Annotated in this window: 25 protein-coding genes, 1 pseudogene, 1 riboswitch and 1 other annotated feature; of the genes and pseudogenes, 8 read left to right on the top strand and 18 right to left on the bottom strand. The window is 37.4% G+C overall.

The window, feature by feature from the left end:
• Nucleotides 1–753, top strand: a 753-nt coding sequence (locus JCM9152_RS17705; protein ID WP_035346668.1) for an aminoacetone oxidase family FAD-binding enzyme, incomplete at its 5' end; no start/stop codon positions are given.
• Nucleotides 754–880: 127 nt separating this feature from the next.
• Here the strand turns inward: JCM9152_RS17705 and leuS are convergent.
• Nucleotides 881–3,310 carry a leucine--tRNA ligase gene (gene leuS, locus JCM9152_RS17700; RefSeq protein ID WP_035346667.1) on the bottom strand — a complete coding sequence of 810 codons (2,430 nt, stop codon included), beginning with the start codon at nt 3,308–3,310 and terminating at the stop codon, nt 881–883.
• A 120-nt stretch (nt 3,311–3,430) separates the two neighbouring features.
• Nucleotides 3,431–3,651: a binding site (T-box leader), on the bottom strand.
• A gap of 223 nt (nt 3,652–3,874) precedes the next feature.
• Here leuS and mnmL point away from each other — a divergent pair.
• From mnmL to JCM9152_RS17685, 3 genes are all read left to right on the top strand, one after another.
• Complete coding sequence (gene mnmL / locus JCM9152_RS17695; RefSeq protein ID WP_035346666.1) at nt 3,875–4,840, top strand: tRNA modification radical SAM protein MnmL/YtqA; 966 nt, start codon at nt 3,875–3,877, stop codon at nt 4,838–4,840.
• Nucleotides 4,837–5,406, top strand: coding sequence for a tRNA 5-(aminomethyl)-2-thiouridylate-methyltransferase MnmM (gene mnmM, locus JCM9152_RS17690; protein ID WP_035346665.1), 570 nt, complete (start codon nt 4,837–4,839; stop codon nt 5,404–5,406). The genes mnmL and mnmM overlap by 4 nt, the downstream gene beginning before the upstream one ends.
• A gap of 78 nt (nt 5,407–5,484) precedes the next feature.
• The gene (locus JCM9152_RS17685; RefSeq protein WP_035346664.1) at nt 5,485–6,048 is read left to right on the top strand and encodes a beta-class carbonic anhydrase; all 564 of its coding nucleotides are present in this window, start codon (nt 5,485–5,487) and stop codon (nt 6,046–6,048) included.
• 60 nt (nt 6,049–6,108) lie between these two features.
• Here JCM9152_RS17685 and JCM9152_RS22850 read toward each other — a convergent pair.
• From JCM9152_RS22850 to JCM9152_RS17675, 3 genes and pseudogenes are all read right to left on the bottom strand, one after another.
• A pseudogene (locus JCM9152_RS22850) lies at nt 6,109–6,268 on the bottom strand (transposase); the annotation flags it as partial.
• 73 nt (nt 6,269–6,341) lie between these two features.
• Nucleotides 6,342–7,388 carry a tetraprenyl-beta-curcumene synthase family protein gene (locus JCM9152_RS17680; protein WP_369384586.1) on the bottom strand — a complete coding sequence of 349 codons (1,047 nt, stop codon included), beginning with the start codon at nt 7,386–7,388 and terminating at the stop codon, nt 6,342–6,344.
• A gap of 104 nt (nt 7,389–7,492) precedes the next feature.
• Nucleotides 7,493–8,275, bottom strand: coding sequence for an alpha/beta hydrolase (locus JCM9152_RS17675; RefSeq protein WP_035346661.1), 783 nt, complete (start codon nt 8,273–8,275; stop codon nt 7,493–7,495).
• A gap of 106 nt (nt 8,276–8,381) precedes the next feature.
• On the opposite strand from JCM9152_RS17675, the gene JCM9152_RS17670 reads away from it, so the two are divergent.
• From JCM9152_RS17670 to JCM9152_RS17660, 3 genes are all read left to right on the top strand, one after another.
• Nucleotides 8,382–8,906, top strand: coding sequence for a gamma carbonic anhydrase (locus tag JCM9152_RS17670; protein WP_035346660.1), 525 nt, complete (start codon nt 8,382–8,384; stop codon nt 8,904–8,906).
• Between the two features lie 218 nt (nt 8,907–9,124).
• Entirely contained in the window at nt 9,125–9,652 is a 528-nt protein-coding gene (locus tag JCM9152_RS17665) for a phosphatase PAP2 family protein (RefSeq protein WP_035346658.1), read from the top strand.
• 21 nt (nt 9,653–9,673) lie between these two features.
• Complete coding sequence (locus tag JCM9152_RS17660) at nt 9,674–10,810, top strand: glycosyltransferase family 4 protein (RefSeq protein ID WP_035346657.1); 1,137 nt, start codon at nt 9,674–9,676, stop codon at nt 10,808–10,810.
• 113 nt (nt 10,811–10,923) lie between these two features.
• On the opposite strand, the gene JCM9152_RS22070 is transcribed toward JCM9152_RS17660, so the two are convergent.
• The 11 genes from JCM9152_RS22070 to JCM9152_RS17625 form a co-directional block, all read right to left on the bottom strand.
• Nucleotides 10,924–11,073, bottom strand: coding sequence for a DUF1540 domain-containing protein (locus JCM9152_RS22070; RefSeq protein WP_081728101.1), 150 nt, complete (start codon nt 11,071–11,073; stop codon nt 10,924–10,926).
• Nucleotides 11,074–11,644: 571 nt separating this feature from the next.
• Nucleotides 11,645–12,850: a methionine adenosyltransferase gene (gene metK / locus JCM9152_RS17655; RefSeq protein WP_035346656.1), complete on the bottom strand. Its 1,206-nt coding sequence runs from the start codon at nt 12,848–12,850 to the stop codon at nt 11,645–11,647.
• Between the two features lie 293 nt (nt 12,851–13,143).
• Nucleotides 13,144–13,256: riboswitch (SAM riboswitch) on the bottom strand.
• Between the two features lie 81 nt (nt 13,257–13,337).
• Nucleotides 13,338–14,117 carry an alpha/beta hydrolase family protein gene (locus JCM9152_RS17650; protein ID WP_035346655.1) on the bottom strand — a complete coding sequence of 260 codons (780 nt, stop codon included), beginning with the start codon at nt 14,115–14,117 and terminating at the stop codon, nt 13,338–13,340.
• Entirely contained in the window at nt 14,114–14,587 is a 474-nt protein-coding gene (ytkD, locus tag JCM9152_RS17645) for an RNA deprotection pyrophosphohydrolase (protein ID WP_035346653.1), read from the bottom strand. The genes JCM9152_RS17650 and ytkD overlap by 4 nt, the downstream gene beginning before the upstream one ends.
• Before the next feature lie 237 nt (nt 14,588–14,824).
• A complete protein-coding gene (gene bcbE, locus JCM9152_RS17640; protein WP_035346652.1) occupies nt 14,825–16,036 on the bottom strand; it encodes a bacillibactin exporter BcbE in 1,212 nt (403 codons plus the stop codon).
• A 71-nt stretch (nt 16,037–16,107) separates the two neighbouring features.
• On the bottom strand, nt 16,108–16,596 hold the full coding sequence (locus JCM9152_RS17635) for a YwpF family protein (RefSeq protein WP_035346651.1): 489 nt from the start codon (nt 16,594–16,596) through the stop codon (nt 16,108–16,110).
• Nucleotides 16,597–16,676: 80 nt separating this feature from the next.
• Entirely contained in the window at nt 16,677–16,823 is a 147-nt protein-coding gene (locus JCM9152_RS22715; RefSeq protein WP_156315004.1) for a hypothetical protein, read from the bottom strand.
• Nucleotides 16,824–16,856: 33 nt separating this feature from the next.
• Entirely contained in the window at nt 16,857–17,006 is a 150-nt protein-coding gene (gene sda / locus JCM9152_RS22065) for a sporulation histidine kinase inhibitor Sda (protein ID WP_081728099.1), read from the bottom strand.
• Nucleotides 16,994–18,013 carry a MalY/PatB family protein gene (locus JCM9152_RS17630; RefSeq protein ID WP_235715752.1) on the bottom strand — a complete coding sequence of 340 codons (1,020 nt, stop codon included), beginning with the start codon at nt 18,011–18,013 and terminating at the stop codon, nt 16,994–16,996. Before JCM9152_RS17630 ends, sda begins: the two co-directional genes overlap by 13 nt.
• Nucleotides 17,968–18,174, bottom strand: coding sequence for a hypothetical protein (locus JCM9152_RS23495; RefSeq protein WP_235715751.1), 207 nt, complete (start codon nt 18,172–18,174; stop codon nt 17,968–17,970). The genes JCM9152_RS17630 and JCM9152_RS23495 overlap by 46 nt, the downstream gene beginning before the upstream one ends.
• A gap of 444 nt (nt 18,175–18,618) precedes the next feature.
• A complete protein-coding gene (locus JCM9152_RS17625) occupies nt 18,619–19,239 on the bottom strand; it encodes a restriction endonuclease (protein WP_035346650.1) in 621 nt (206 codons plus the stop codon).
• Nucleotides 19,240–19,306: 67 nt separating this feature from the next.
• Between JCM9152_RS17625 and JCM9152_RS17620 the strand changes: the two genes are divergently transcribed.
• Nucleotides 19,307–19,900 carry a restriction endonuclease gene (locus JCM9152_RS17620; RefSeq protein ID WP_035346649.1) on the top strand — a complete coding sequence of 198 codons (594 nt, stop codon included), beginning with the start codon at nt 19,307–19,309 and terminating at the stop codon, nt 19,898–19,900.
• A gap of 89 nt (nt 19,901–19,989) precedes the next feature.
• Here JCM9152_RS17620 and JCM9152_RS17615 read toward each other — a convergent pair whose 3' ends face one another.
• The 3 genes from JCM9152_RS17615 to JCM9152_RS17605 all read right to left on the bottom strand — a co-directional run bounded on the left by JCM9152_RS17615 (nt 19,990) and on the right by JCM9152_RS17605 (nt 25,527).
• Nucleotides 19,990–22,137: a methyl-accepting chemotaxis protein gene (locus tag JCM9152_RS17615; protein ID WP_035346648.1), complete on the bottom strand. Its 2,148-nt coding sequence runs from the start codon at nt 22,135–22,137 to the stop codon at nt 19,990–19,992.
• Between the two features lie 285 nt (nt 22,138–22,422).
• Nucleotides 22,423–23,781, bottom strand: coding sequence for an ABC transporter substrate-binding protein (locus JCM9152_RS17610; protein WP_035346647.1), 1,359 nt, complete (start codon nt 23,779–23,781; stop codon nt 22,423–22,425).
• Nucleotides 23,782–24,150: 369 nt separating this feature from the next.
• Nucleotides 24,151–25,527, bottom strand: coding sequence for an MATE family efflux transporter (locus tag JCM9152_RS17605; protein ID WP_035346646.1), 1,377 nt, complete (start codon nt 25,525–25,527; stop codon nt 24,151–24,153).
• Nucleotides 25,528–25,793: the final 266 nt, after the last annotated feature.

The raw sequence follows: 25,793 nt of genomic DNA, 5'->3' as shown, positions 1-25,793 counted from the left end.
TCTACAGGAGATGGTTACCCTTGGGCAACGAAAGCTGGTCATACGATCACCGACCTATATCCGACAGAGGTCCCCATTACTTCTAATGAACGATTTATTAAAAATAAAACACTACAAGGCTTATCCTTACGAGAGATTCACCTTTCTGTCTTTAACCATAAAGGAAAGAAAATAAAAACACATGATGGTGATATGATTTTCACACATTTCGGTCTATCTGGGCCAGCCGCATTGCGATGTAGCCAATATGTCGTAAAGGAACTAAAAAAAGGAAAATCATCGTCCATTAAAATGGAAATTGATTTTTTTCCTAACGAATCTCAAGAAGCTTTATTTCAAATCGTTCTGAAACGAATGCAAGCTACTCCGAAAAAAACGGTTAAAAATGTGTTAAAAGGGTTTCTTAGTGAACGTATGCTCCATTTTCTACTTGAGCGAAGTAACATTGACTTGAATGCTGAAAGCCAAATGATCGCTCATGATGAGTTGAGAGCATTCACTCGAGAATGCAAGCATTTTTCATTTGAAGTAAATGGAACGCTATCGATTGAGAAAGCGTTTGTTACGGGTGGAGGGGTCTCGATAAAAGAAGTAGAACCAAAAACGATGCATTCAAAAAAGATGCACGGACTGTATTTCTGTGGTGAAGTTCTGGATATCCACGGCTACACAGGAGGTTATAACATTACTGTTGCCTTTTCCACAGGTTATACAGCAGGGAAATCCGCTGCAGAACAAATTATTCACAGTTAATATCCACATTATACACAGAAATTTTATTATCTTATGCACATATCCACAACCGTTAATCTCTCAATATTCAAAGACCATTCCGGCTTAACAATCCAGAATGGTCTTTGATAAGAAAACTATCTCACATTTATCCAACAACAATATTTACAAGCTTACCAGGTACAGCGATCACTTTGCGAACAGACTTATCGCCAATCGCTGCTGTAATCTTTTCATCAGCTAAAGCTAATTCTTGCATTTGTTCACGAGATGCATTTGCAGGAATAACAAGTTTAGCACGAACTTTTCCATTTATTTGAGCAACGACTTCGATTTCATTTTCCACTAAAAACGCTTCGTCATAAGATGGCCACTGTTCATAAGCAATTGTTTCTACATGCCCTAACTTCTCCCAAAGCTCTTCTGCTAAATGTGGCGTAATCGGTGCAATCATTTTCACAAAGCCCTCCATTAAATCACTCGGAAGACGGTCTTGCTTGTAGGCTTCATTAATGAACACCATCATTTGAGAAATTGCTACATTAAAGCGTAGCTCACTCATATCCTCTGTTACTTTCTTCACCGTTTGATGATATGCCCGGATGAACGCTTCTTCACCTTTTGATGCTTGGATTTTATCGCTAAGCTCACCTGTTTCGTCATTTACATATAAACGCCAAATACGATCTAAGAAACGACGCGCACCATCTAACCCGTTCGTTGACCACGCAATTGATCCATCTAACGGTCCCATAAACATTTCATATAAGCGAAGGGTATCAGCACCATGACTCTCTACTACATCATCGGGATTAACAACATTTCCTTTTGATTTACTCATCTTCTCATTGTTTTCACCGAGGATCATCCCTTGATTAAATAGCTTTTGGAATGGCTCCTTCGTCGAAACGACACCGATATCATAAAGAAATTTATGCCAGAAACGAGCGTACAATAAATGCAGTACCGCATGCTCCGCTCCACCTATATAAATATCAACAGGTAACCATTTCTCTAGCTTTTCCTTATCAGCAAGCATTTGGTCATTCTGTGGATCTATATAGCGTAAATAATACCAGCAGCTTCCCGCCCATTGTGGCATTGTATTTGTTTCACGTCGCCCCTTTTTACCTGTTGTAGGGTCAGTTACCTCTAACCAGCTTTTTTCATTGGCAAGAGGAGATTCACCTGTTCCAGAAGGACGAATTTCCTTCATTTTTGGTAACACTAAAGGAAGCTCTTCTTCCGGAACAGTTGTCATTGTCCCATCTTCCCAATGTATAACAGGAATCGGCTCCCCCCAATAACGTTGACGACTAAATAGCCAATCACGTAAACGATACGTTACTTGCTTTTTTCCATACTCATTTGCTTCTAACCATGTGATCATTTGCTTAATTGCTTCTTCTTTACCGAGGCCATTTAGGAATTCGGAATTAACATGCTCACCATCTCCAGTATATGCCTCTTTCTCCACATTCCCACCAGCAACTACTTCTTGGATCGGTAAATCAAATGTCTTCGCAAATTCATAATCTCGTTCATCATGAGCAGGAACGGCCATAATTGCTCCTGTTCCATAGCTTGCTAATACATAGTCAGCAATCCAAATAGGAACCTTCGTACCATTAACCGGATTAATCGCAAATGCCCCAGTAAAAACGCCTGTTTTTTCTTTTGATAGCTCTGTTCGTTCAAGATCGCTCTTTGCTGCTACCAGTTGTTTATATTCTTCTACTGCCGACTTCTGCTCATCTGTTGTAACAAGTGATACAAGCTTATGCTCCGGTGCAAGAACCATATACGTCGCTCCAAACAAAGTGTCTGGTCGTGTCGTAAACACCTTAACTTCTTGATCTACATGTCCGTCAACAGCAAAGACGACCTCAGCACCTTCAGAACGTCCAATCCAATTGCGTTGCATATCTTTAATGCTTTCAGGCCAATCCAACTCTTCTAAATCTTCTAATAATCGATCAGCATACGCCGTAATCTTCAGCATCCATTGCTTCATTGGGCGCCGTTCAACCGGATGATCGCCTCGCTCACTTTTCCCATCAATCACTTCTTCATTTGCTAACACGGTGCCAAGTGCTGGGCACCAGTTCACAGCAACCTCATCAATATAGGCTAATCCTTTTTCATACAGCTTCGTAAAGATCCACTGCGTCCATTTATAATAATCCGGATCCGTTGTGTTCACTTCTCGATCCCAATCATATGAAAATCCAAGAGCTTTAATTTGTCTACGAAAATTATCAATATTCTGTTTTGTGAATTCCGCAGGATCATTTCCTGTATCCAAAGCATACTGCTCAGCTGGTAAACCAAACGCATCCCATCCCATTGGATGAAGCACTTGATATCCTTGCATACGCTTCATACGTGATAATATATCTGTAGCCGTATAGCCCTCTGGATGGCCAACGTGAAGACCTGCTCCCGAAGGATACGGAAACATATCTAATGCATAAAATTTAGGTTTATCGTTCCCCTTTTCTTCATTCGTTCGGAACGTTTTATGTTCTTCCCAATACGTTTGCCACTTACGTTCAATTTCCTCATGTGAAAATGCCATCTTTGTTCCTCCTGTATCTAAAATAACACTACGATTCAAAGCCTTTACACGCATAAGTTTTTCATAGCCCAGCACCTAACAAGTTCTAATCTTCTAAAAAAACCCCCACCCCTAACAGACGTTAGGGACGAGAGTTATTATCCCGCGGTACCACCCACATTAATGAATACATAAATTCATTCGCTCAAAACGTATAACGGACGTAACCCGTTGAAACGGTTATATATACCCTATTTCAAAAACTCCAAGGTAAGTTCACGATCATTGTTCGACTGACTCGCACCAACCGTCAGCTCTCTTTGTTCCCAAATCACGCTACTACTCCTTCTCGACATTCTTCCATTATGAACTTACTAGTATTGTATGAATTCATAGTCGTGCTGTCAAGCTAGCAGATTGCTTTAATGTCATTGATCATTCAATAAGCATTTGAAACATGAACCGCTCATGATAAACTATTTAAGAAGTTAGTAAAAAAACTGATCATTGAGGTCATAGAAAAAGGTTAATACTAAACTTTTCCACCTGCCTGATCATTTACTTTGTTGATTAAAGGAGTTTCGTATGAGCATTAATCAAGTTAAGCCGAGCCACTTTGGCGATAAACGATTTTATTCATGGAATCATTATTTAAAGCAACAATTTGGTGAAAAAGTATTTAAAATCCCCTTAGATGCTGGATTTGACTGTCCGAACCGTGACGGCAATGTGGCTTTTGGAGGCTGTACCTTTTGTAGTGAACGTGGTTCTGGCGATTTTGCAGGTGATAGGCGTGATGATTTAGTTACTCAATTCCATTCAATTAAAGAAAAAATGCATCAAAAGTGGAAGTCAGGAAAATATATTGGCTATTTCCAGGCGTACACCAATACATATGCTCCTGTTGATACATTAAAAAAATACTTTGAAACAATTGTTGAACAAAAAGGGGTTGTAGGGCTGTCCATTGCTACAAGGCCCGATTGCCTTCCAGATGACGTCGTGGATTACTTAGCTGATTTAAACGAGAGGACGTTTTTATGGGTCGAATTAGGATTACAAACGGTCCATGAGAAAACCGCAACAATCATTAATCGTGCCCACGATTTTCAATGCTATAAGGAAGGCGTTGAAAAGCTACGGAAGCATGGAATACGAGTATGTAGTCATATCATCAATGGTCTTCCTTTGGAGACCGAAGACATGATGCTGCAAACAGCTAAAGAAGTGGCACATTTAAATGTACAAGGAATAAAAATTCATTTACTTCATTTATTAAAACGTACACCGATGGTTAAACAATATGAAAAAGGTTTAGTCGAATTAATGGACTTTGATTCATATATTCGCCTAGTCGTTGATCAATTAGAAATCCTTCCACCAGATATGATTGTGCACCGTTTAACTGGCGATGGTCCTGCCGACTTAATGATAGGACCGATGTGGAGCTTAAATAAGTGGAAGGTCTTAAATGCCATCGAGTCCGAATTAACAAATCGAAATAGTTGGCAAGGTAAATATTATCAAATAGAAAAGGAGCTTCAGCAATGAATGTACAAGGAATCCTTCCCTTTGCTCGAACACTTCTAGAAAACACATTAGAAAAAGGCGATATTGCCATTGATTGTACAGTCGGCAATGGGCATGATACTGTATTTCTTGCTCAACTAGTTGAAGCAAGTGGGCATGTTTATGGATTTGATATTCAAGAAGAAGCCATCAACAAAACGAAGCAGCGGTTACGTAAAGAGCAACTTCATCAAGTTACTCTCTTCCAATGTGGTCATGAACAGTTCGCAACGAAACTTCCTGCTGATCACTTAAGCAAAGTCAAAGCGGCTATTTTTAATTTAGGCTACTTACCAGGTGGAGATAAAAGCATCGTCACACAAGGGACAACCACAATTAAGGCAATTCAACAATTGTTACAAAACATGCCTCAAGGGGGGACGATCGTATTAGTGATTTATCATGGTCACCAAGAAGGAAAAAAAGAAAAGGAAACGATTGAATCATACGTAACGCAAATTAACCAGAAAACAGCCCATGTCCTTAAATATCAATTTTTGAACCAAGTGAATAACCCTCCATATGTCATCGGTATTGAAAAAAGATAACCTTGACAAATGGACAGACTGTCAAAAATAATAGGAAGAACAGATCATGGCTGTTAAACAAAAAAGGAGTGGATGCAAGTGAGCTTATTAAAAACTATTTTAGATCATAATGAACAGTTTGTAGCCTCTGAACAATATAAAAAGTATGAAACGACAAAGTTCCCAGATAAGAAATTAGTTATTTTAACATGTATGGATACGAGGCTTCATGATTTATTACCTGCAGCGATGAACATTAAACAAGGTGACGCTAAAGTCATTAAAAATGCCGGCGCTGTTATTTCACACCCTTTTGGAAGTGTGATGAGAAGTATTTTAGTAGCCCTTTACGCACTTAAAGCAGATGAAGTAATGATCATCGGTCATCACCAATGCGGGATGGCAGGTTTAGAGTCATCTAATATTCTAGATCTGGCCGAATCTCGTGGTGTGAATATGGACTCAATTAAAGATTTAGAATTTGTCGGGGTTGATATTGACCAATTCTTAACTGGTTTTCAAAGTGTAGAAGAGAGTGTTGAGCATAGTGTAAGTATGGTCCGAAAGCACCCTCTAATGCCTGACGATGTTCCAGTCCACGGACTTGTTATTCATCCTGAAACAGGAAAACTCGACCTTGTAAGCAGTGGCTATAAACTTTAAAATGAAAGCGGCTGGGACATAACTAGCGTCTCTATTTTATGTATAATTTATTCTCTTTTCTTAGTTAATGGCGGTGAACTTTCTTAAGTTCACCGCCATTAACGCGAGACCCATTCGTTTTCACCTTTGATTTTCCTCATACGGAAAATCGAGTGAAACGCCAATTAGCCTTCAAATATCCAAAAACTGGTTCCACATCGATTTTGCGTTTTCGATAGATGGCACTCATTTTGTTTACAAGGATATCATTAAAGTTTTGTTCACTGCCTTTCTTGTGCTTTCAAATCATTCATTTATCGCCTCATCATCCAGTTGTTCAAATAAAAAATAAGCGAAGGCCAACCTCCCATTTTAATCATTTGTTTCGACTGTGCTTTTAGCTGCTTATTTGTTTGAACTTTCTCATCAGCAAGGTAAATAGCAATAACACCTTTTAAAATCATCCGATGAAACGCCCCATCAGGTAACGAGCGAACGGTATGCTCAGCCTGATCAAAAAAATACGTAAAACGTTCGATCATCTCATCGTCATTCTCGTAATAAAACAAAAAGTTTAATTCATCATCGGCTATATCTTCTTCTTGGTCGATGAAATAATCGAGTAATATATGAACACCCTGAAACCAAGGGAAATAACCATCCTTCAATTCTTTAGCAATTTGATCCGTTAACCCTTCTCTCGTTGCATATGCCGCAAGTGTATACAACCCTAACGTTGATCCTGTACATGCCGAAAACTCATACCAAGTCATAGTCGGTACAGCATGCTGGTGCTTCGAAAACCAACTTTCCAGCCTTGGAATCCTCTCTTCTTTAATAACATGTTTATGTACTTGCAAATCACCATATAAGCGACTTAACATGAGCATATAAGGCTGTGCAATGTCAAATGAAGGGAATGATTGGACTAGTCGTTGACAGGTTTCAACTAGCTCTCTTAAATAACCACCGTCATCACTCTCCTGATGATAGGTATAATAATCACAATCTTTTGCCCCTGGAGTTAATCCATCTAATAACGCTTGATGTAATTGTCTAAAATCATTTGGATCAAGTGCCGGACTTTGATCACATAAATTATCTAGATAATCGCACATCAATTGATAAGCAATCATAAATTGAATAAACTCTTCAAACAAATCTTGATCAGCAAGGAGGCCAAACACTCCTCCTCCTTCACAATGAAATCCTTTTCGATCTAATGCATCTAATGCTTGAGCTCTCAGTTCATCATTAGGAATATCTTTTGCACGCTCTTTCCACTGATCATAATAGGTATGAACAGTAGGTAAAACGCGGCGGTATATACGATATAGCAGTGGAATTGGTTTTGTAGGCACTCTCAAAAAATGATCTCCCCCTTCTTTCTCTATAACTTTAATTGTTCATCGTTCGTCCTTACATACAGTAGCACACAGATTGAAAAGGCTCAATACAAGTGTGATTAAGGTAATAAAAGATTCACAAAACCAATCGCATGACGAAACACTTGCTTTCTCTCAGGCTCATTAAACAATTCATGATACAAGCCTTCCCACTCCTTATAATACTTTTCTTGAGTTAGTAACAAATCAAACCAAGCTCGAACCTCTTCCTTATTTACAACATAATCCTCACCTGATTGTAAGACCATCAAAGGTATATCTGGAAATTTCTCTGGGTAACGATGAGCGAGTCTCATCGCTTTCATCAATTCTTGATACCACCTTACAGAAACTTTTTTGACACGAAGCTCATCACGTGAATAGCGTTCACGAATCTCTTCATTTCTCGTTAAATGCTCTGTCTTCAAACCTGAGTCAGCACTAAATGTCGGAATAACCCGATGTAGTAGCTTAGTACTTAGCTCTTTCATTTTAGGTGGAGGCGCTGTTAATCCTAAGCATGGTGATGACAAAATCACACCATGAATCATTGTTGGCTTTCGTTCCATCAACGTTCTAATGACAATTAAACCGCCCATACTATGTCCGAATAAGATAATTGGCATTTGAGAAGCTTTCGCCTCCTCTATCCACTCTTCCACTGTATCTAAATAATAATCAAAAGATGGGATATGTCCTCTTTTACCACGCGTTCGACCTTGACCTGGTAAATCACCCATTATGACATCAAATCCATGTTCATTAAAGCGCTCAGCTAACCATTCATAGCGTGCATGATGCTCTCCAGCCCCATGAACAACGACAACCGTTCCTCTCGGCTCTTCCACTTCCCATTTCCACATGATGTAGCCTCCTTTGCGTGTCTGTAGAAAGTTAGACATCGTAACATGACTTTACGTTACAATAAGTATAGCGATTTTTCTTACAAACGAAAAGGAGTTGATACTATTGATTTATCCTTATGAAGGAAAAGTGCCCCAAATTGCTGATAGTGTGTACTTAGCTGATGGGGTTGTTGTTTCAGGTGATGTAACAATTGGTGATCTAACAAGTATTTGGTTTCATACAGTAATAAGAGGAGATGTGTCACCTACGATCATAGGAAAGCGAGTCAACATTCAAGATCAATCGATGTTACATCAAAGCCCTGCTTATCCGTTAATCATTGAAGATGATGCAACCATCGGCCATCAATGTATGCTTCATAGCTGTACGATTCGTCAAAAAGCATTAATTGGAATGGGCTCCATTATTCTCGATGGAGCGGAAATAGGAGAAGGGGCTTTTATCGGTGCAGGCAGCTTAGTCCCTCAAGGTAAAGTGATCCCTGCCAATACGTTAGCGTTCGGAAGACCAGCCAAAGTGATCCGTGATTTGACTGAGGAAGATATTCAAGACATGACAAGAATTCGGAATGAGTACGTGGAAAAAGGGCAACATTACAAGCTTTCTCAACCACAAAATAACAACTAACTCTTCCACGTTACTGCAAGCTACAGAAAATAATGCGTGTTCGCAGATTCACTGCTCCTATATTGGCTGTATCGTGCCTTTTGTGTCTATACAGCCTCCTTTTCACAATCTATAAATAACTTTTACATCTTCTTGATTTTCTCTCAATAATCAACCTTTAAACTATAAGTATGTGTAAGTGACAATCGAATCAGCCAACCACAAGGGAGGAGTCCTATTTGTATCGACAACGTTTATATGAAACGGATTGTTCTTTTTTCCACTTTTTTAATCAACAAAACTATTTAACCTCCACTATGAAATATGTGACCCACTTCGGTGGAGCAAGCTTTACCATTCTTTTTTCATTAAGTTTAAGCATCTTTGCATCAGGGGCCTTACAAAGAACGGGTTGGACTGCCTTACTTGCTTTAATTGTAAGCCATACAGTTGTGAGCTTGATTAAAAAGAGGGTTCCAAGAAACCGCCCATATTTAGTACTACCAAATGTAACAGTCGTTGATAATCCTTTTAAAGATCATTCCTTTCCATCAGGACATACAACAGCTATCTTTGCGATCTTAGTACCATTCATGATTTCTTATCCAATATTAATTCTTCCACTGTTCCTTGCGGCAGTACTTGTCGGATTATCAAGAATTGTTCTTGGACTTCATTATCCCTCTGATGTTTTAGCTGGAGCAACTCTCGGTACGGTATCAGCATTTGTAAGTTATATACTAATGATGTATTTACCTATTATGTAAGTTTGATTAAGGAGGAGTTTAATGCGAGTATCATTATTCACAGATACGTATATCCCTCAAGTCAATGGAGTTGCACGTACATTACATCGATTTGTCAATCATCTTGAGCGGAGAGGAATTCCTTATCAACTATTTGTTCCTGAATCTATTGAACAAGAGAATCCATTCGCAAGTAATATCCATGCTTTTACAAGCTTCCCTTTTTTTCTGTATCCTGAATGCAGACTAGCGGTTCCGAACATCATTAAATTAAGACAACGTCTTGAAACATTTAAACCAGATCTTATTCACATTACAACTCCATTTAACATTGGATTAACAGGTCTTTATTATGGTAAGAAGTATCACATTCCAATGGTTGGTTCTTACCACACACACTTTGACCACTATTTACGCTATTATAAATTATTATTTATGTCAGATATGCTTTGGAAATATATGAAATGGTTTTATTCAAGCTTTGAGAAAACCTTCGTACCATCACTTGAAACGAAGGAACATCTTCTCAATAAAGGGTTTACTTCAGTGGATTTATGGAAACGAGGAGTTGATTGTTCATTATATCACCCGAGCAAGCAAAAGACCTCCACCTCGAAAAACAAATATACACTTATATACGTTGGCAGGGTTGCTCCAGAAAAAGACATGGCGACATTGCGAAAAATTATTAAACAACTTCCTCATGAAATGAAAAGACATATCGAATGGGTCATCGTAGGGGACGGACCACTCCTATCTGAAATGCAGGAAGAGTTTAATAATGAACCTGTTACATTTACGGGATATTTACAAGGAGAAGAACTTGCTGCTGTTTATGCGAGCGCTGACTTATTTATTTTCCCTTCTACTACCGAAACCTTCGGAAATGTCGTCTTAGAATCACTTGCTTCAGGAACACCAGCGATTGTATCGAATCAAGGAGGGGTAAGGGAAATCGTTGAACATAATAAAACAGGGAAAGTTTGTGAAGCAAAATCTCCTACAAGCTTTATTAACGCTATAACTGACTTAATTCAACATCCTAATAAACGACGTCAATTTGCCCAGCAAGCTCGTTCCTATGCGCTTACCCAATCATGGGAAGCTATTTTCGATCAGCTGCTCCTGCAATATGAACGTGTCTCATTTATAAACAATAAGAAAAAACATCTAGCTTAATAATGAATAAAACTGATTATTATTATCAATACTAACGGTATAACACGGTTAACAAAATACGCCCATTAAGCTAGCATGGGCTTGATGGACGTATTTTTACATCTTCATAGTTCCTAGTGAGGCTTAAACGTTTTACAGTCCGTTTCTTCTGTACGCTCCGCTTGTTCACGGTGGCTAACGACATAAATTCGTTCTGCCTCACACTTATTCCCTTGAGACCAATGAACACAGTTATCCACTTCACAAAGTACATCTTGTGCCATTTTTTTCACCTCCTATTCAATAGTGTATCCTGCTTTTTTCCTTCACATACGTCGTCATCCCCTCAGCGGAGCGACATATCCGCAATCCACGAGCGAAACCAACACCACCTGCGAATTCACTGCAACATTTATAAATTCTGATTAAACTAAACAGTCTGGGACAACCCCCTCCTCCGAAATGAAAAAGCCGGTGGAATTTTTTGGAGCTCTTCCGCATGATTTTTATGGAAATATGTAGCCAGCCACAGGTTCGTTCCATTGCGCTTCAGCCACTCGCTTTCGAGTCCACTGAAAAAATGCGATTTTCACTTTTTCAGTGACTTTCATGAAAGATGACTATATGAAAAACGGTCAATGGAAAGCTGGATATTATTCATGTACAGATCGGCCACAGAAAATCTATACACCTTACTAATGGGAACAGCGAAAAGAATATGTACGAGTGAAGATTTCTGAAGAGAAAACGAGTGCCATCTATCGAAAACGCAAAATAGAAAGGTGAATTTGAGCACGCTCAAATCACCTTTCTCATTACTTAAAGCTAGTTATGTTCCAACCTGAACCAATTCTATTATATATCCGCTTGAGCTTTTAACAATTCTGCCTTATCCGTTAATTCCCATGGTAACTCGACATCAGTACGTCCAAAATGTCCATATGCTGCCGTTTGCTTGTAAATAGGACGACGGAGGTCAAGCATTTTAATAATACCTGCAGGACGTAGATCAAAATTATTTCTTACAAGTGAAACAAGTGTTTCCTCAACAACTTTTCCTGTTCCAAACGTATTAATTGAAATTGACACAGGCTGAGCCACTCCAATCGCATATGCTAATTGTACTTCGCATTTATCAGCAAGGCCAGCCGCTACAATATTTTTTGCAACATATCTCGCTGCATACGCACCAGAGCGATCAACTTTTGTTGCATCTTTTCCAGAAAATGCACCACCACCGTGACGGGCATAACCACCGTATGTATCGACAATAATTTTTCGTCCTGTTAAACCTGCATCCCCTTGTGGACCACCGATAACAAAGCGCCCTGTTGGATTAATGAAATACTTTGTCTTCTCGTCAATTAAGTTCGCTGGTACTACATGGTTAATGACATATTCCTTAAGGTTACGTTGAATCTGTTCTAACGTTACTTCAGGATGATGTTGTGTTGAAATAACAATCGTATCAACACGAACCGGCTGATCATGTTCATCATATTCAACCGTCACTTGTGTTTTGCCGTCAGGACGTAAGTAAGGGAGAATTTCTTCCTTTCGTACTTCCGTTAAGCGTCGTGCTAGCTTATGACTTAGTGAAATCGGTAAGGGCATTAATTCTCTCGTTTCATTATTCGCATAACCGAACATTAAGCCTTGATCCCCAGCCCCAATTGCTTCAATTTCCTCATCTGTCATATTACCTTCACGTGCCTCTAGAGCTTCATCAACTGCTTGAGCTATATCAGGAGATTGTTCATCTATAGATGTTAATACCGCACACGTTTCAGCATCAAAACCGTACTTTGCTCGTGTGTAACCAATTCCTTTAATCGTTTCACGGACAACTTTTGGAATATCAACATAAGTACTTGTTGTGATCTCACCAGCAACTAACACTAGTCCGGTTGTAACCGTTGTTTCACATGCGACACGTGCATTGGGATCATTTTTCAAAATTTCATCCAAAATGGCATCTGAGATTTGATCACAAATCTTATCTGGGTGACCTTCTGTTACAGATTCTGACGTAAATAAACGACGACTTTGTAATTCTGACATATCTTTTCATATCCTCCTTCGCACATTTCCTTTTATAGCATGTGCTTTTTTTGAGACGGCACTCATTCCCATCAAAAAAAGTAAGGGAATCTCTTTCATAAGATTACACGAAACGATAAGAAAAACAGCAAATCATTCATTTTTATACACATACGTGTGCCATGAATATATGAATAAGATTGATGTATCACTTTTCCATTTCAAGAGTATCTCACCAAAGGCGTTTTCATACAAATACAACAAAAAACCCTTTTCCTATCAAGAGGAAAAGGGTGTAAATGTTTACCTTTTGCCTCTTATCGTTCAAGGCATATGCCTTGCAGGTTAGCACCTTTTCACTCTTGGCTATTAAGTGATGGTTGCTGGGCTTCGTCGGGCCTGTCCCTCCGCCAACTCGGGATAAGAGTATCCGTTCGAGGCATATCATATCGCACATCATCGTAAACTGTCAACTATATATCATAAAAAATTCATGACTAAACCTAATTTAGTCATGAATTGCTCGCCTCATCCATTGAGCTGCATTTGTAAGAATTTTTTTTTGTGCTTCATATGGAAATTGATGTTTAAAAGTTGGATATAACCACATATCAGCTTGTTTTTTAAATCGATCACAGCTTTTTTTTAAGCGAAATGCATGCTCTACAGATACATGCTCATCTAACATGCCATGAATGATTAATACAGGTGATTGTAATTGTTTCAGCTTTCCTAACGGAGTTCTCCATTCATATCTCTCTGGATATTTAGTCGGAGTTCCTCCAACAACACGTTTCATCATTCTTCTTAGATCAACACGTTCTTCATATGTTAGCTTCATATCTGAAACACCATTCCAGCACGTAATCGTTTTCGCATTCGTTCGCTCCATTCCCGTTAATAATGCCATTGCACCACCTCTTGAAAAGCCTACAATATGAATAGAATGGCGATCAACTGTATCTAACGATTCTAAAACATCATATGCTGAAATCGCATCTTGACGATCCTCTCCGCAAAAATCTTCTCTGCCTTCCCCACCAAAGTTACCACGATAAAATGGCGCCATTACGACCATTCCCTCTGAAGCCCATTGGATGATACGTTCGATCCTAACCATACCGACACGTTTAATGCCACCACGTAAATAAAGTAAACCTGGAAGCTTGTTCTGATTACGAGGAATAGCTAAATAAGCCTTCACACGTAATTCTTGACTACAATATGTTATTTCCGAAAGCTCAATAGCAGAATGAGGAGATTTCAAACTCGTCTGACTTATAATCATGTTATCAAGCCTTCCCTCTTTAACCAACTTAGTGTAGCCGGAAGCACATCATCCTTCATAATAAAACTGTATCGATTGTCATGTTTAATAGTCTTGGGAAATTGCTTTACTAAAACCGGTCCTGTCGTTTCGCCATAATCCTCCTTTTGTTCAACATCTATAACTTCAGCAAAGAAAATAGCTTTATGAAATTCATGATCAATCTCATTAACAACATAAAATCCGCAATACTTTAGTTGAGATAAGATAGCACCCGTTTCTTCCCATACCTCACGAAATGCTGCTTCTTCAAGTGATTCTCCTCTTTCCTTCTTACCACCTGGAAATTCTAACCCTCTATTGCAATGGTTCGTTACTAACCATTCTTGTTCAAATCGACAAAAGACCAAAACATGTTCAGGTTCAACGATAAAGTCTTCACCAAGTCGTAATTGAACGAGACATCCATTTTGATCCATACATTGAATCATGCTCCACGTTACCACCTTCCACTAAAAATACGGTGTTCTTCGTTTCCATCGCATTTTATCACGTCTAATACAGAAAAAAAACTGCAAATGCAGTTTTTCTTTAAATATCGGTTAAGAAAAACGCGACAGCGTCTTTTCCCACATGTCTTCCTCGAATTTTATACTTTCTTAATTGATTGCACTTATAGATTCTGATTCTTCATAAAATTTCATCTCACTGTAAGTAACACCCATTCTTCAATCCCACGTAATATTTATTTTTTGTTCAGGTTTAATCATTAGCAGTGCGACAATTAATGCAAGTATACAAATCCCAGCATTGAGTAAGAACGTGAAAACATGTGTGGTTTTCATTAAAATAGAGAAAATGGGCGGACCTAAAGCGACTCCTACAAAACGCATACTACTATAAAGTGAAGTAATCGAGCCTCGCTGAGCCATCTCTATCCCTTCCGTTACTAGGGCATCTAAACTAGGAAGAGCAATGCCAATACCTACTCCACTTACTAATAAAGCTGTTAACAATAAATAAATATCTTGAGAAAATGACATCGTAAATAAAGCAACCGTTAATAAACTAACTCCAAACACCGTCATCCATTTCATTTTTTGTTTATCTTGTCCGATCACTTTCCCGGTTGCAAATGATGCACAGCAAAGCGCCGCTAATGGAATTGCTAATATAATTCCTTTCTTTATTCCATCAATCTGATGAGATTTTTCTAATAAATCTGATAAATAAAATAGTACCCCGAAGAGCACAAACATGCAAATTCCACCAATGATAAAAACAGCATATAGCCATTTACCCTCTTGTTTGAAAATAAGAATCAAGCTTTTAATAAACGCTTTAAAAGCTAATGGTTTTTCTTTCATCTTTGGTTCTTTCACCAATAAGCTTAACGCGATGATCGAAATAAAACAAAAAATTGGTATTGCAAAAAAAGGCATATACCAAACAATAAGTGCTAGAGCAGCCCCTAGAATAGGACTTAGCACTTTTCCTAATGTATTAGAGGTTTCTATAATTCCTAGACCCCTACTAACATCTTTCTCTTCCGTAAACATATCTCCAACAAGAGGCATGACAATAGGAGCAGCTCCAGCAGCACCTATTCCTTGTAAAAGCCTGCCGAATACTAAAACTGAATAAGGATCATTCATTTTCCAGCTAGCGAAAGCGGAAATACCACCACCTATCGCTGTTATAACTAAACTTGGAATAATCACTCTTTTTCGCCCAATTCGATCTGAAACGTATCCGGCAATGGGAATACATAATATCGCCACAATCGAATAAACCGTTATAAGCATGCTTACTTGAAAAGATGAAATTTGTAGCTCCCTTTCAATCTGCGGAAGAACGGGAATCAGCATAGAATTTCCTAAAGTCATAACTAGTGGGATCGATGAAATCGATATAATATCCCACGTTTTCTTCTCTTCCATGAATGAGTTCCTCCATCCTACAAGCATATTAACCTTTTTAGTATGGGGAGGTTCTCACATTCTATTCACCATTACTCTAACGAATAGCGACCACCTTTACGCAATGATTGATACAATTCATCAAGCGTTCTTTGCGAATACTCAATTAAATTTTGCCGTCTGTTTCCAAACTCCTCAAGTAGCTCTTGTCCTTTAAAGCCTTCATTCACAATGTCCTCTAAAACATCAGCCAATAGATCATCCTTTTTAAAGGCCAATTCACCCTTTAGCAAAATACTCATTTGTCCTGATAGAGGAGTAACTGATTCAACATTAGTGATCATCGCTGCCGGATGATTATCCTTACTCGTAATCACAACATCAACAAGGATATTTCCCCTTCTCTCATAGATCATTTGAAAATATTTAGCCTGATCTTTATCCACAATTGCTTCAATATACCAAGCATGGGGGTTAGCCATATTTATAATTAATCCATCTTCAATTGGTACTATTTTCTGTTCAACTTGTCCTTTTTTACCATCAAGTACACATAATGAAATCAATTTAAACGTTTTCATATTCATCCCCTTCTTGATTGCAAAAAGGGTTGCTACTTAATCATACAATATTGTACGTAACAACCCTTTACTAAGCGCATTTATGAACTTTTCATTCTTCGATAAAATTCCTCATACTCTTTTTCTTCAGCCCACTGTAGCAATGATTTCTCCTCGTTTGTTAATTTCCTACCTAATTTTTTCTGGAAATCCATTAACATCTCTAAATACAGACTTTTCATTACCATGGAATAAAACCTCTTTTCTAAAAATAGTGGTCCTTACATAGTTCTGAATGAATGAGTATGAACAACCTCTTGTTGGCGCAAAATAATAGCTTCTTTTAATAAAACGATAAAAATGTCATCCAAATCCCACTCTATTGCACGTTCATAGGCTTCGATTAAAAAAGTAAACTCTAACTCTTCCATAGCTGATCATACGATTTCTTCCACTTTTCAAGAGCTTCTTGAATGGTCGCTCTTGGACAAGCAATATTCATTCTTTCAAAGTCGTTCCCTTCCTCCCCAAAGATTGACCCTGGATTTAGCGCTAGCCCGACTTCATTGATTAACCAACTTTTTCTCTCTTGTGGTGTAAACGGCAATTGAGAGCAATCAATCCAAATTAAATACGTTCCTTCTGATGGAAGCACACGCATTTTCGGCATATGTTCAGCAATAAATTGTTTGATATAAACGTAATTAGCCTCAACATACTCCATTAGTCCATCAAGCCAGGCCTCACCGTGATTATAAGCAGCTTCTGTAGCAACTTCAGCAAAAGAATTAGTCATATTAGCAAATGATGCTGCTAAATGCTGGGTTAATTTATTTCGCATGTCCTTATTTTCAATAACAACATAAGATGTTTGAATGCCAGCTAAGTTAAAGGTTTTACTAGGTGCTAAGCACGAAAACGTTCTTTGTGCAGCATCTTCATTTAATGACGCAAACGGAATGTGCCGTTGTCCTTTAAACAGTAAATCTGCATGTATTTCATCAGAAACAACAAGAAGATCGTATTTTTGGCAAATTGAAGCGAGTGCTTCTAGTTCTGAACGCGTCCAAACCCTACCTACTGGATTGTGCGGATGACATAAAACAATCATCTTTGTTCGATCATTTATAACCGATTCCAAATGTTCTAAGTCCATTGTATACGTATTACCATCAAAAGATAAAGGGTTTCTCACAAGCTTACGATTGTTCTTGTTCACTACATCATAGAAAGGGTAATAGACTGGAGTTTGAATAATCACTTCATCTTCCAGATCGGTAAAAGCCTGGATAATATAGCTAATCGTCGGAACAATTCCAGCAGTATAAATAATTGAATCTTTCTGAATTTCCCAATCATAACGACGCTTCAACCAATTGACAACTGCATGATCTACTCTATCTGAATGAGCAGGGTAACCAAAAATACCATGCTCCACTTTTTTATGTAGGCATCTAATATTTCTTGAGGTGCCCGAAAATCCATATCAGCTACCCATAACGGCAATAAATTATCTCCACCGAACCGTTGCTTTGTCATGTCCCATTTCATTGAGTCCGTACCACGTCGATCAATGACTTCATCAAATTGAAAACTCATCCTTACACTTCCTTCCAAAATATAAAACACTCTACTTACATTTAATGATTTTTACGTTATCAGGTCAATAGTTACTATTCAACATACAAGCATAGATTTCCTTTTTTAGAGAATAAAATGGTCTATCTTGATGAGGTTGAACATAAGTAAAGTGTTCCTTTCTAAAGAAAATATCAAACATGCGAGCGATCCTCTCTCTCTGATCGCCGCTTCAGGCAAACACTTTCCGCGTTTGGCTTTAGTTTTTTTCTAAACACTTTTATAAAGCCTCATCGAAAATAATACATTCGCGGTATACGTAAAGGATGACATTCTTGAATCAGAGATCCCCCAACAAAGATAACGAGCTGCCAATCAATTACTTTTAGCATAAACATCCCTCCTCATATAACTTATGTAATGGAGGGCTTGGTTGATATCTATTATGATAACACCATTCCATAGCTACAATTTCATGTAATAATCACCTGCTTCAATCATTCCTCTTCTATGTTCTATCCTTTCAATACTTTCATCCGCGCAATATGCTACATATTCATCCGCTTGATTCATAATCTCCTGCACTTCATCAATCCTGCCCTTTTTCCCTTCATATACAAACTTTTGAAGCTGATCTCTACTTATAATTTTTACACCTGTCGCACTAGCTAGCCTTTTACAAGGTAATGACACATGATCTGTATTTGTCATTACAAGAGCAATATCTGCTTCATAGTAGGCTTTTGCAGCATAAATTTCTTGAACAGAATCGAGCCCTAATTTATTAGATAACCTCTTTGCTTGTACAACTACTTTTTCACCATCAAGATTCGTAAAAATAAGATCCGCGCCAAAATCCCGACTACTCTTCGTAATGGATGTATGTTCAAATCCAATACTTGCCAACATCACATATAAATAATTCTCGAATTCATACCCAGTCATTCGATCAATATCCTTCATTGTTATTTTTCTGACATCATATCTTTTCTTTTTACTTCGAAATAAAAAAACAATTAATAATGAAATGATGAAAACCGCAATGATTGACAAAATACGATAATCCCAAAGCCATTCTTGACCCATCTCATCCTCCTAACTTTGCATAGTTTTCATATACATGGGAATGTTAAAAATAAGGAGTGACATAATCATGAAAAAAACCGATAAGAAAAAGTGGTCATATAGTCCCATTCTTCTTTTTCTCACTACATACCTAGTTGTACAACTATATCATGTTCATTTTCTCCTAATTTGTATACCATTCTTCCTTGCTAGCCTATTCGTTATTATATCCTTTTTCCAAAAACAGCTACGCCTTCACATAACAAAAGAGAAGCACGAGGCAAAAAACACATTAAAGAAAGAAGATTTTAAACAACTGCTTGCTTTTCTTTTTAAAAAGCAAGGTTATTCTGTTAGTAATGTAAAAGGACAACCACCGATCGCTGATTTTATTTTACGAAAAAAAGGATTAAAAGCTGCCGTACATCTTATTAATAGTGAAGAGCTCATTTCTGCTAGCCAATTAAAACAAATACAGGAGAATAGCATAGCATTAAATGCCCATCAAAGCTTTATTATAACAAATCACTATTTCTCACATGAAGCAAAGAAAGAGGCGAGAGCAAATAAATTCATACTCATGGATTACGACACGGTTGAAGCAATGCTTTCATCGATTGAAACAGAAAAAAGGAAGCATCGCTTTATCTTTCGCGTACGCTCCCTTTTAACAAAATACTAAAACGAAATTCAACCAATAAAAGGACAACTCTTGAGGCACTAAAAAAATTACTTTTTTTAACTTTTTCAGTAGCCTTTAAGATGAGACTCTTACAATTTGAACTTATTAATTTGTTCTTCCAAATCGCTCATTGTTTCGGCTAAATCTTGAGCCAAGTGACCAAGTTGGATCGCTGCAGCAGCCTGTTCCTCTGTAGTCGCTGTCACTTCTTCCGTAGTTGAAGATGAGATTTCTGCAACCTTCACCATCTCTTCTATCGCTTGACCAACTCGGTCTTTTGTTCCATTAATTTTATGAATCGATTGTTCAATATCTTGGATCTCTGTAATAATTGACCCTGTATCCTCAATGATTTTATTGAAGGAATCTCTTGTCTCATCAATCGCAGACGTTTGTTCATCAAATAATACGATTGATTGATTAACAAGATCCACAGATTCATCTGTTACACCTAAAATATTTGAGATCACTTTTTCAATTTGAATCGTAGATTGTTTTGATTTTTCAGCAAGTTTACGTATCTCAGCAGCTACTACTGCGAAGCCTTGTCCAGCTGACCCACCTGCTCGGGCTGCTTCAATACTTGCGTTTAACGATAATAAATTCGTTTGATCACTAATATTTCGAATTAATTCAATAATTTGACGAATCTCTGCTACATCTCCACTTAATTTCACAATAGTTGATTCCACACTCTTAATATTTTCACCAACAGCCGAATTCTTATCGGTTAGCCCTTGCATGGATTGTAGGGAGTCTCGGCTTAATTCTTGCGTCTTCACTGTAGCACTCGAAACATTTTGCACATATTTCGCTACGCCTTCAATTTCTTCAGACAAGACGTTCATTTCCTTATTTGTATTCTCTGAATAATTTACTTGCTCTACGGCACCTTTTGCTAATTCTTCAATAGCAGCAGCTACTTGCTCTGCTGTTTCTGACGATTCCGATGAAATTTTATTTAAGTTTTCCGCACTATCAACGGCACTTTTTGATACTTTTTTATTTTCATAAATGATCGCTTTAAAATTGGCTACCATTTTGTTGAAGCTTCGTCCTAATTGTCCAATTTCATTCGAATATAAGTATTTGGATTCAACCTTTAAATCACCGTTCTCAGCAACTTTCATTAAGTTCATCAGCTGATTTAAAGGTTTCGTAATCGTTAATGTTAAGAAGAAACCGACGACGATCGAAATGAGAGCAAATATACCGATTACAACATAAACAAGGTAATACACACTGTTCATTTCTCTTAATAAAAATTCTTCAGGAGTCGTAACACTAATCGTCCAACCTGTTGAGCCTTCATTTTCTGAAACGAGCTGACCATCTGTTTCTACACTATTCTCAAAGTTCTCTCCAACTAATTCTCTTTCATTACTTGAAACAATTTGTCCTTCACTATCGATAACATATATATTTTGCCCTGAGCTTGCATCAAATTGGTCAAAAATCCCACTAAATGCAGAACGATTTACACTTAAAACCAAAAACCCTAAATCATTCCCGAAAGACCCCGTTAATCGTCTTAGCACATACATATGACCGTAGTGATCCTGATATCCTGTCAACCAAACCGCTCGATTGGATGCTTGTTCACTCAATCTCTCTAAATCATTCTCGATAAAGGCATCAGTATCAAACTCTGAATTTCTCGAGCCCATTACCGTTCCATCATTTGTTACAAAAAAGAAATTATTAAAGTGATTATAAGAAAATATTAAAGATGAAAAATAAGTGCTTACATCTGATTGCGCCCTCATTTGTTCGAATTGGTCTTCATAATCCTCGCTTAATGTATCCATTAAATCAGCATTGGAAAATGGAAGCATTGTCACCTTTTCTGCTTCTGCTATAACTGTATCCACGCTATAAGTAACTTGACCAGCTATTTCTTCACTCATCGTAGCAGTCTTATCAAAGATCGTTTCTTTTGATATGTAATAAACAAAGTTACCAACAACTACACTCGGAATAACACTAAATAAAATAAAGAATACAATTAATTTCATTTTCAATGTCATTCGTTTTTCAACTTTTCCATCCGTTTGATTCGTTAGTTCTTGTTGTTTTCGTTTTAAAAATGAAAAACGATTCTTTTTCTGCGCTTGCTCACCACTCGTTTTTCTTGAAAAACGCAGTTGGAATTTTTCTTTAATCCGTTGAAACCGACTCTCCCTGTTAGAAAAAATTGGATTATTTTCTTTCCTAAAACGGTTAAGCAGCTTTCTCATATGTATCCCCCTCTACTCTCTCGGCTTAATAATCCGCTTTCATTTTGTATGATTTAATACTTAGGTCAGTAGTTTGTTCATTACTATACTCTTAACGAAAGCTGATAACGCTTCCATATCATACAAAAGATTTATTTCTTTATAACTAATTATTTATAATTTAACTATAACTGACGACCGATAGACCGTCAATAACAGAACTAATTTAATACAACTTTATACCTAATCAATGCTCAAAAAAAGGTAAGAGCACTATCGCTCTTACCTTTTAACGATATCGTTTTATTATTGATTTACAACTTGCTCACGAGCTGGAGCCCATCTACTATTTAAATCATCCATAATGTCATCAAATGACTCATTACGGTTACCAATCGCAGCTTCAATAATACGTTGCTTGAAGTTTGCTTGCCAAAACCCTACTTCTGAAATATTATCAATGTCATCTAGCCAGCCTTCTTCACCTTCTCTATGAGTTGCATCTGAAATAAACTCTACACCTAGTTCCTCAAATGCAGCAAGTGTTTCTGGGAAATCTTCACCTACAATCGGTGAAATTCCACCTTGATCAAATGCATAACCAGATTCATGGATAAACCAATCAACCCAAGCTCTAGCAGCCTCTTTATGATCAGAATTTACATTAATTCCAAGATTAAAGTCTCCACCTACTACTGAATAAACCGTTCCATCCTCTTGAGTATAAGGGAATGGCATATATCCGATTACATCTAGATCATGACCTGAAACCTCTGCCGTTTCTTGCATTTGAATGATCGCCCAAGAACCTAAAACCATCGTACCGATTTCTCCATCAGCTAACATTTGTTTTGAAAGCTCCCAATCAGTCGTCAACGGATCAGATTCAATTAATCCTTGATTCGCTGCATCATACATCACTTTATAAAGAGTATAATGTGGTTCTCCTTCAGAGAATGGAGCTTCTGTATCGATTAAGTGGTTATTAAACTGTTCATCACCTGCAATCGCAAGGCGGTTCGGCTCCCACTGATCGAGTGGCCACGAATCACCATAATTCGTGTATAAAGGAATCGCGTCCGTGTTGTCTTTAATTGCTTGCAATGCTTCGATAAACTCATCTGGAGTTGCTGGGATATCAGTAATTCCCGCTTCTTCAAAAACTTCGGTATTATAAACAATTCCATTTGCATTTACGACAATCGGAATACCATAAGACAAACCTTCATAAGCAAAATCATCGGCAAACAAATATTGCTCAAGCTGTTCATCTACTGTTCCAAGCGGTTCAAAGAAATGTGGTAAATCTCCAGGAACAACACTATCTGGAATAAGTAAAACATCACCATAATCTTGTGTATTCATACGAATTTGTACTTGACCTTGATAATCTGTTATAGCTTCAAAGCTTAAGTTAATATTCGGATAAATTTCGTTGAAACGTTCTCTGTAATCTTGCTCAAATACTGTATCATTGATATCAGTACGCTGATGAAGAATGGTAATATCTCCTTCAATATCTTCAGGAGCTGTCACTGAATCAGCCTCTTCAGTACCATTTTCGTCTGTTGTTGTACCTTCATCATCGGTGTCACCACCGCCACAAGCTACTATGAACATTGCCAATGCAGCCAACGCAAGTGCTAACCAAAATTTCTTTGTCATCCTACTTACCCCCTAAGTCACATTAATTAGTTTATCGTTGAATCAAAAATTACGTTACAAGATTCAACAATTTCATTTTATAGTGGTAACGTTTTCAAGTCAAGAGATTTTTATAACTTTTTAAACATAGAAAAACCCTTTTATACCAGATGTTTCGTCATTTCATTTATTTTTAATTAAGTAAACGGTAAATTCAGTTAATTCATTTTTTATACTTTTTTTAAAGTAAAGGTTGGAACATAACAAAAGTGTTTATTTAAGAATCTGAACATTGTGCGTATGCAATGGAGTCATTTATTTACATCCTTGTATACTTGTTCAGATTCCTACTTATTAAAACACTTTTGTCCTAGCCCCTACCTAATTAATTTAACTTACATTTAATTTACTCTCTTCTCTGACAACAACGTTCATCCATTTTCGTGACAATGTACGCTTCAATCCAAATAAGATCCTAGCGATTTCTTGTGTGTTGGCTAGACCAAATACAATATAAATCGGGAAACCCGCATATGCGCCTATAAGAGCCAAAGGCAACCCTACAAACCATACACCTATTAAGTCTAAATACATAACAAACTTTGTATCTCCGCCCGCTCGTAATATGCCTATATTATTTACTTGGTTCAGCATTTTGAACGGTAAAATAATTGCATATACATATAAGATCGAAGTCGCATATTCGGCTACACTCGAACTAATATTATAAAAGCTAACAAAAAATGGAGCGACTAATAAAACACCAGCAGATGCCACGATCGACAGACCCAATGTTATCCAAAGAAATTTCTTGGCATATTGATAAGTTTCCTTAAACCGTTCACTACCGATACTATTCCCTATCATTACAGAGGCAGCATCCCCTAAACCAATAAATACAGCCATAAACAAAAAGATTAATGGATCAATTAAGGTGGCTGCAGCTAATTCATTCGTACCCATACGAGCAAACACCCAAAAATAACTAGTTTCACCTAACGTCCAAAAGATATGATTTAAAATTGAAGGCACTGAAATAACAAAATAACTTTTAATTAAACCACTCTCGAACACCTCTTTCATATCAATATGTCGAAAGGTTGAAAATAAATTAAACTGTCTAATGAGCAATACCATTAATACACAATGAAACACACGAGCAATTACCGTTGCAATAGCCGCCCCCTCTATTCCCAATTCAGGGAATCCGCCATTCCCAAAAATGAATAAATAGTTCAACAGTGTATTAAGTAAAATGGCAAAGACACTGAAATACATAGGAACCTTTACTTCCCCCATTGACCTTAATATGACCGTTAGAATTATTGTTATTCCCGTAAAAAAATAACTAATTGCTATAATTTTTATATACGAAGAACCTAACTCAACAACAGCTTGGTCTGGAGAAAATAAATTAATCAATTGATTAGCAAATCCAACAACGAAGAAAGAAGCGACTATTGTAAATCCAGAAATAATCGTTGTCGTAATCATCAATATCTTGCTTATACCTACCTTATCCTTTCTCCCCCAATATTGAGCAGCAAAAATCCCCGCTCCACTTGCAAAACCTTGTGTAATAAGAATTAAAATGATCGTGATTTTATTTGCTACCCCAACAGATGCAATACTAACTTCTCCAAGCTGACCAACCATCAAAGAATCTACCATACTTAAAAATGACGTCAGCAAAAACTGAATCGTTATGGGGACACTTAATGCCATCATTCGTTTATAAAAAGCTTTATCTTTTTCTAATGTGCCCAATTTACCTCTCCACCTTTTGTTATTTTTGTTATTTTATTTGTTAGTTATAACCTAACTAATATAGCAATGTATTTAACTAAACGCAAATAAGAAACCTATTGTAAGGCTTCTTATTCTACAATGAGCAAGACAGCACTAGTTCCCAAATTCCTTATCTTCCATGATTAGTTTTTCGCGCCACTCTCGTTTCTGAGCTCACAAAAAGATACGAGGATGAATCGTTTATTACAACTCATCCTCGTATCTGAAAAGTGCTTCATCCATTA

The sequence above is a fragment of the Halalkalibacter hemicellulosilyticusJCM 9152 genome (assembly GCF_000513115.1).
Lineage (GTDB): Bacteria > Bacillota > Bacilli > Bacillales > Bacillaceae_D > Halalkalibacter > Halalkalibacter hemicellulosilyticus.
This window is presented reverse-complemented; position numbering and strand designations above follow the sequence as displayed.

Coding starts and splice junctions, on each gene's coding strand:
- leuS (WP_035346667.1), bottom strand. CDS start 3,310: ATGGCATTTTCACATGAGGAAATTGAACGTAAGTGGCAAACGTATTGG.
- mnmL (WP_035346666.1), top strand. CDS start 3,875: ATGAGCATTAATCAAGTTAAGCCGAGCCACTTTGGCGATAAACGATTT.
- mnmM (WP_035346665.1), top strand. CDS start 4,837: ATGAATGTACAAGGAATCCTTCCCTTTGCTCGAACACTTCTAGAAAAC.
- JCM9152_RS17675 (WP_035346661.1), bottom strand. CDS start 8,275: ATGTGGAAATGGGAAGTGGAAGAGCCGAGAGGAACGGTTGTCGTTGTT.
- JCM9152_RS17660 (WP_035346657.1), top strand. CDS start 9,674: ATGCGAGTATCATTATTCACAGATACGTATATCCCTCAAGTCAATGGA.
- JCM9152_RS22070 (WP_081728101.1), bottom strand. CDS start 11,073: ATGGCACAAGATGTACTTTGTGAAGTGGATAACTGTGTTCATTGGTCT.
- metK (WP_035346656.1), bottom strand. CDS start 12,850: ATGTCAGAATTACAAAGTCGTCGTTTATTTACGTCAGAATCTGTAACA.
- JCM9152_RS17650 (WP_035346655.1), bottom strand. CDS start 14,117: ATGATTATAAGTCAGACGAGTTTGAAATCTCCTCATTCTGCTATTGAG.
- ytkD (WP_035346653.1), bottom strand. CDS start 14,587: ATGATTCAATGTATGGATCAAAATGGATGTCTCGTTCAATTACGACTT.
- bcbE (WP_035346652.1), bottom strand. CDS start 16,036: ATGGAAGAGAAGAAAACGTGGGATATTATATCGATTTCATCGATCCCA.
- JCM9152_RS17635 (WP_035346651.1), bottom strand. CDS start 16,596: ATGAAAACGTTTAAATTGATTTCATTATGTGTACTTGATGGTAAAAAA.
- JCM9152_RS22715 (WP_156315004.1), bottom strand. CDS start 16,823: ATGGTAATGAAAAGTCTGTATTTAGAGATGTTAATGGATTTCCAGAAA.
- sda (WP_081728099.1), bottom strand. CDS start 17,006: ATGGAAGAGTTAGAGTTTACTTTTTTAATCGAAGCCTATGAACGTGCA.
- JCM9152_RS23495 (WP_235715751.1), bottom strand. CDS start 18,174: ATGAGTTTTCAATTTGATGAAGTCATTGATCGACGTGGTACGGACTCA.
- JCM9152_RS17625 (WP_035346650.1), bottom strand. CDS start 19,239: ATGGGTCAAGAATGGCTTTGGGATTATCGTATTTTGTCAATCATTGCG.
- JCM9152_RS17620 (WP_035346649.1), top strand. CDS start 19,307: ATGAAAAAAACCGATAAGAAAAAGTGGTCATATAGTCCCATTCTTCTT.
- JCM9152_RS17615 (WP_035346648.1), bottom strand. CDS start 22,137: ATGAGAAAGCTGCTTAACCGTTTTAGGAAAGAAAATAATCCAATTTTT.
- JCM9152_RS17610 (WP_035346647.1), bottom strand. CDS start 23,781: ATGACAAAGAAATTTTGGTTAGCACTTGCGTTGGCTGCATTGGCAATG.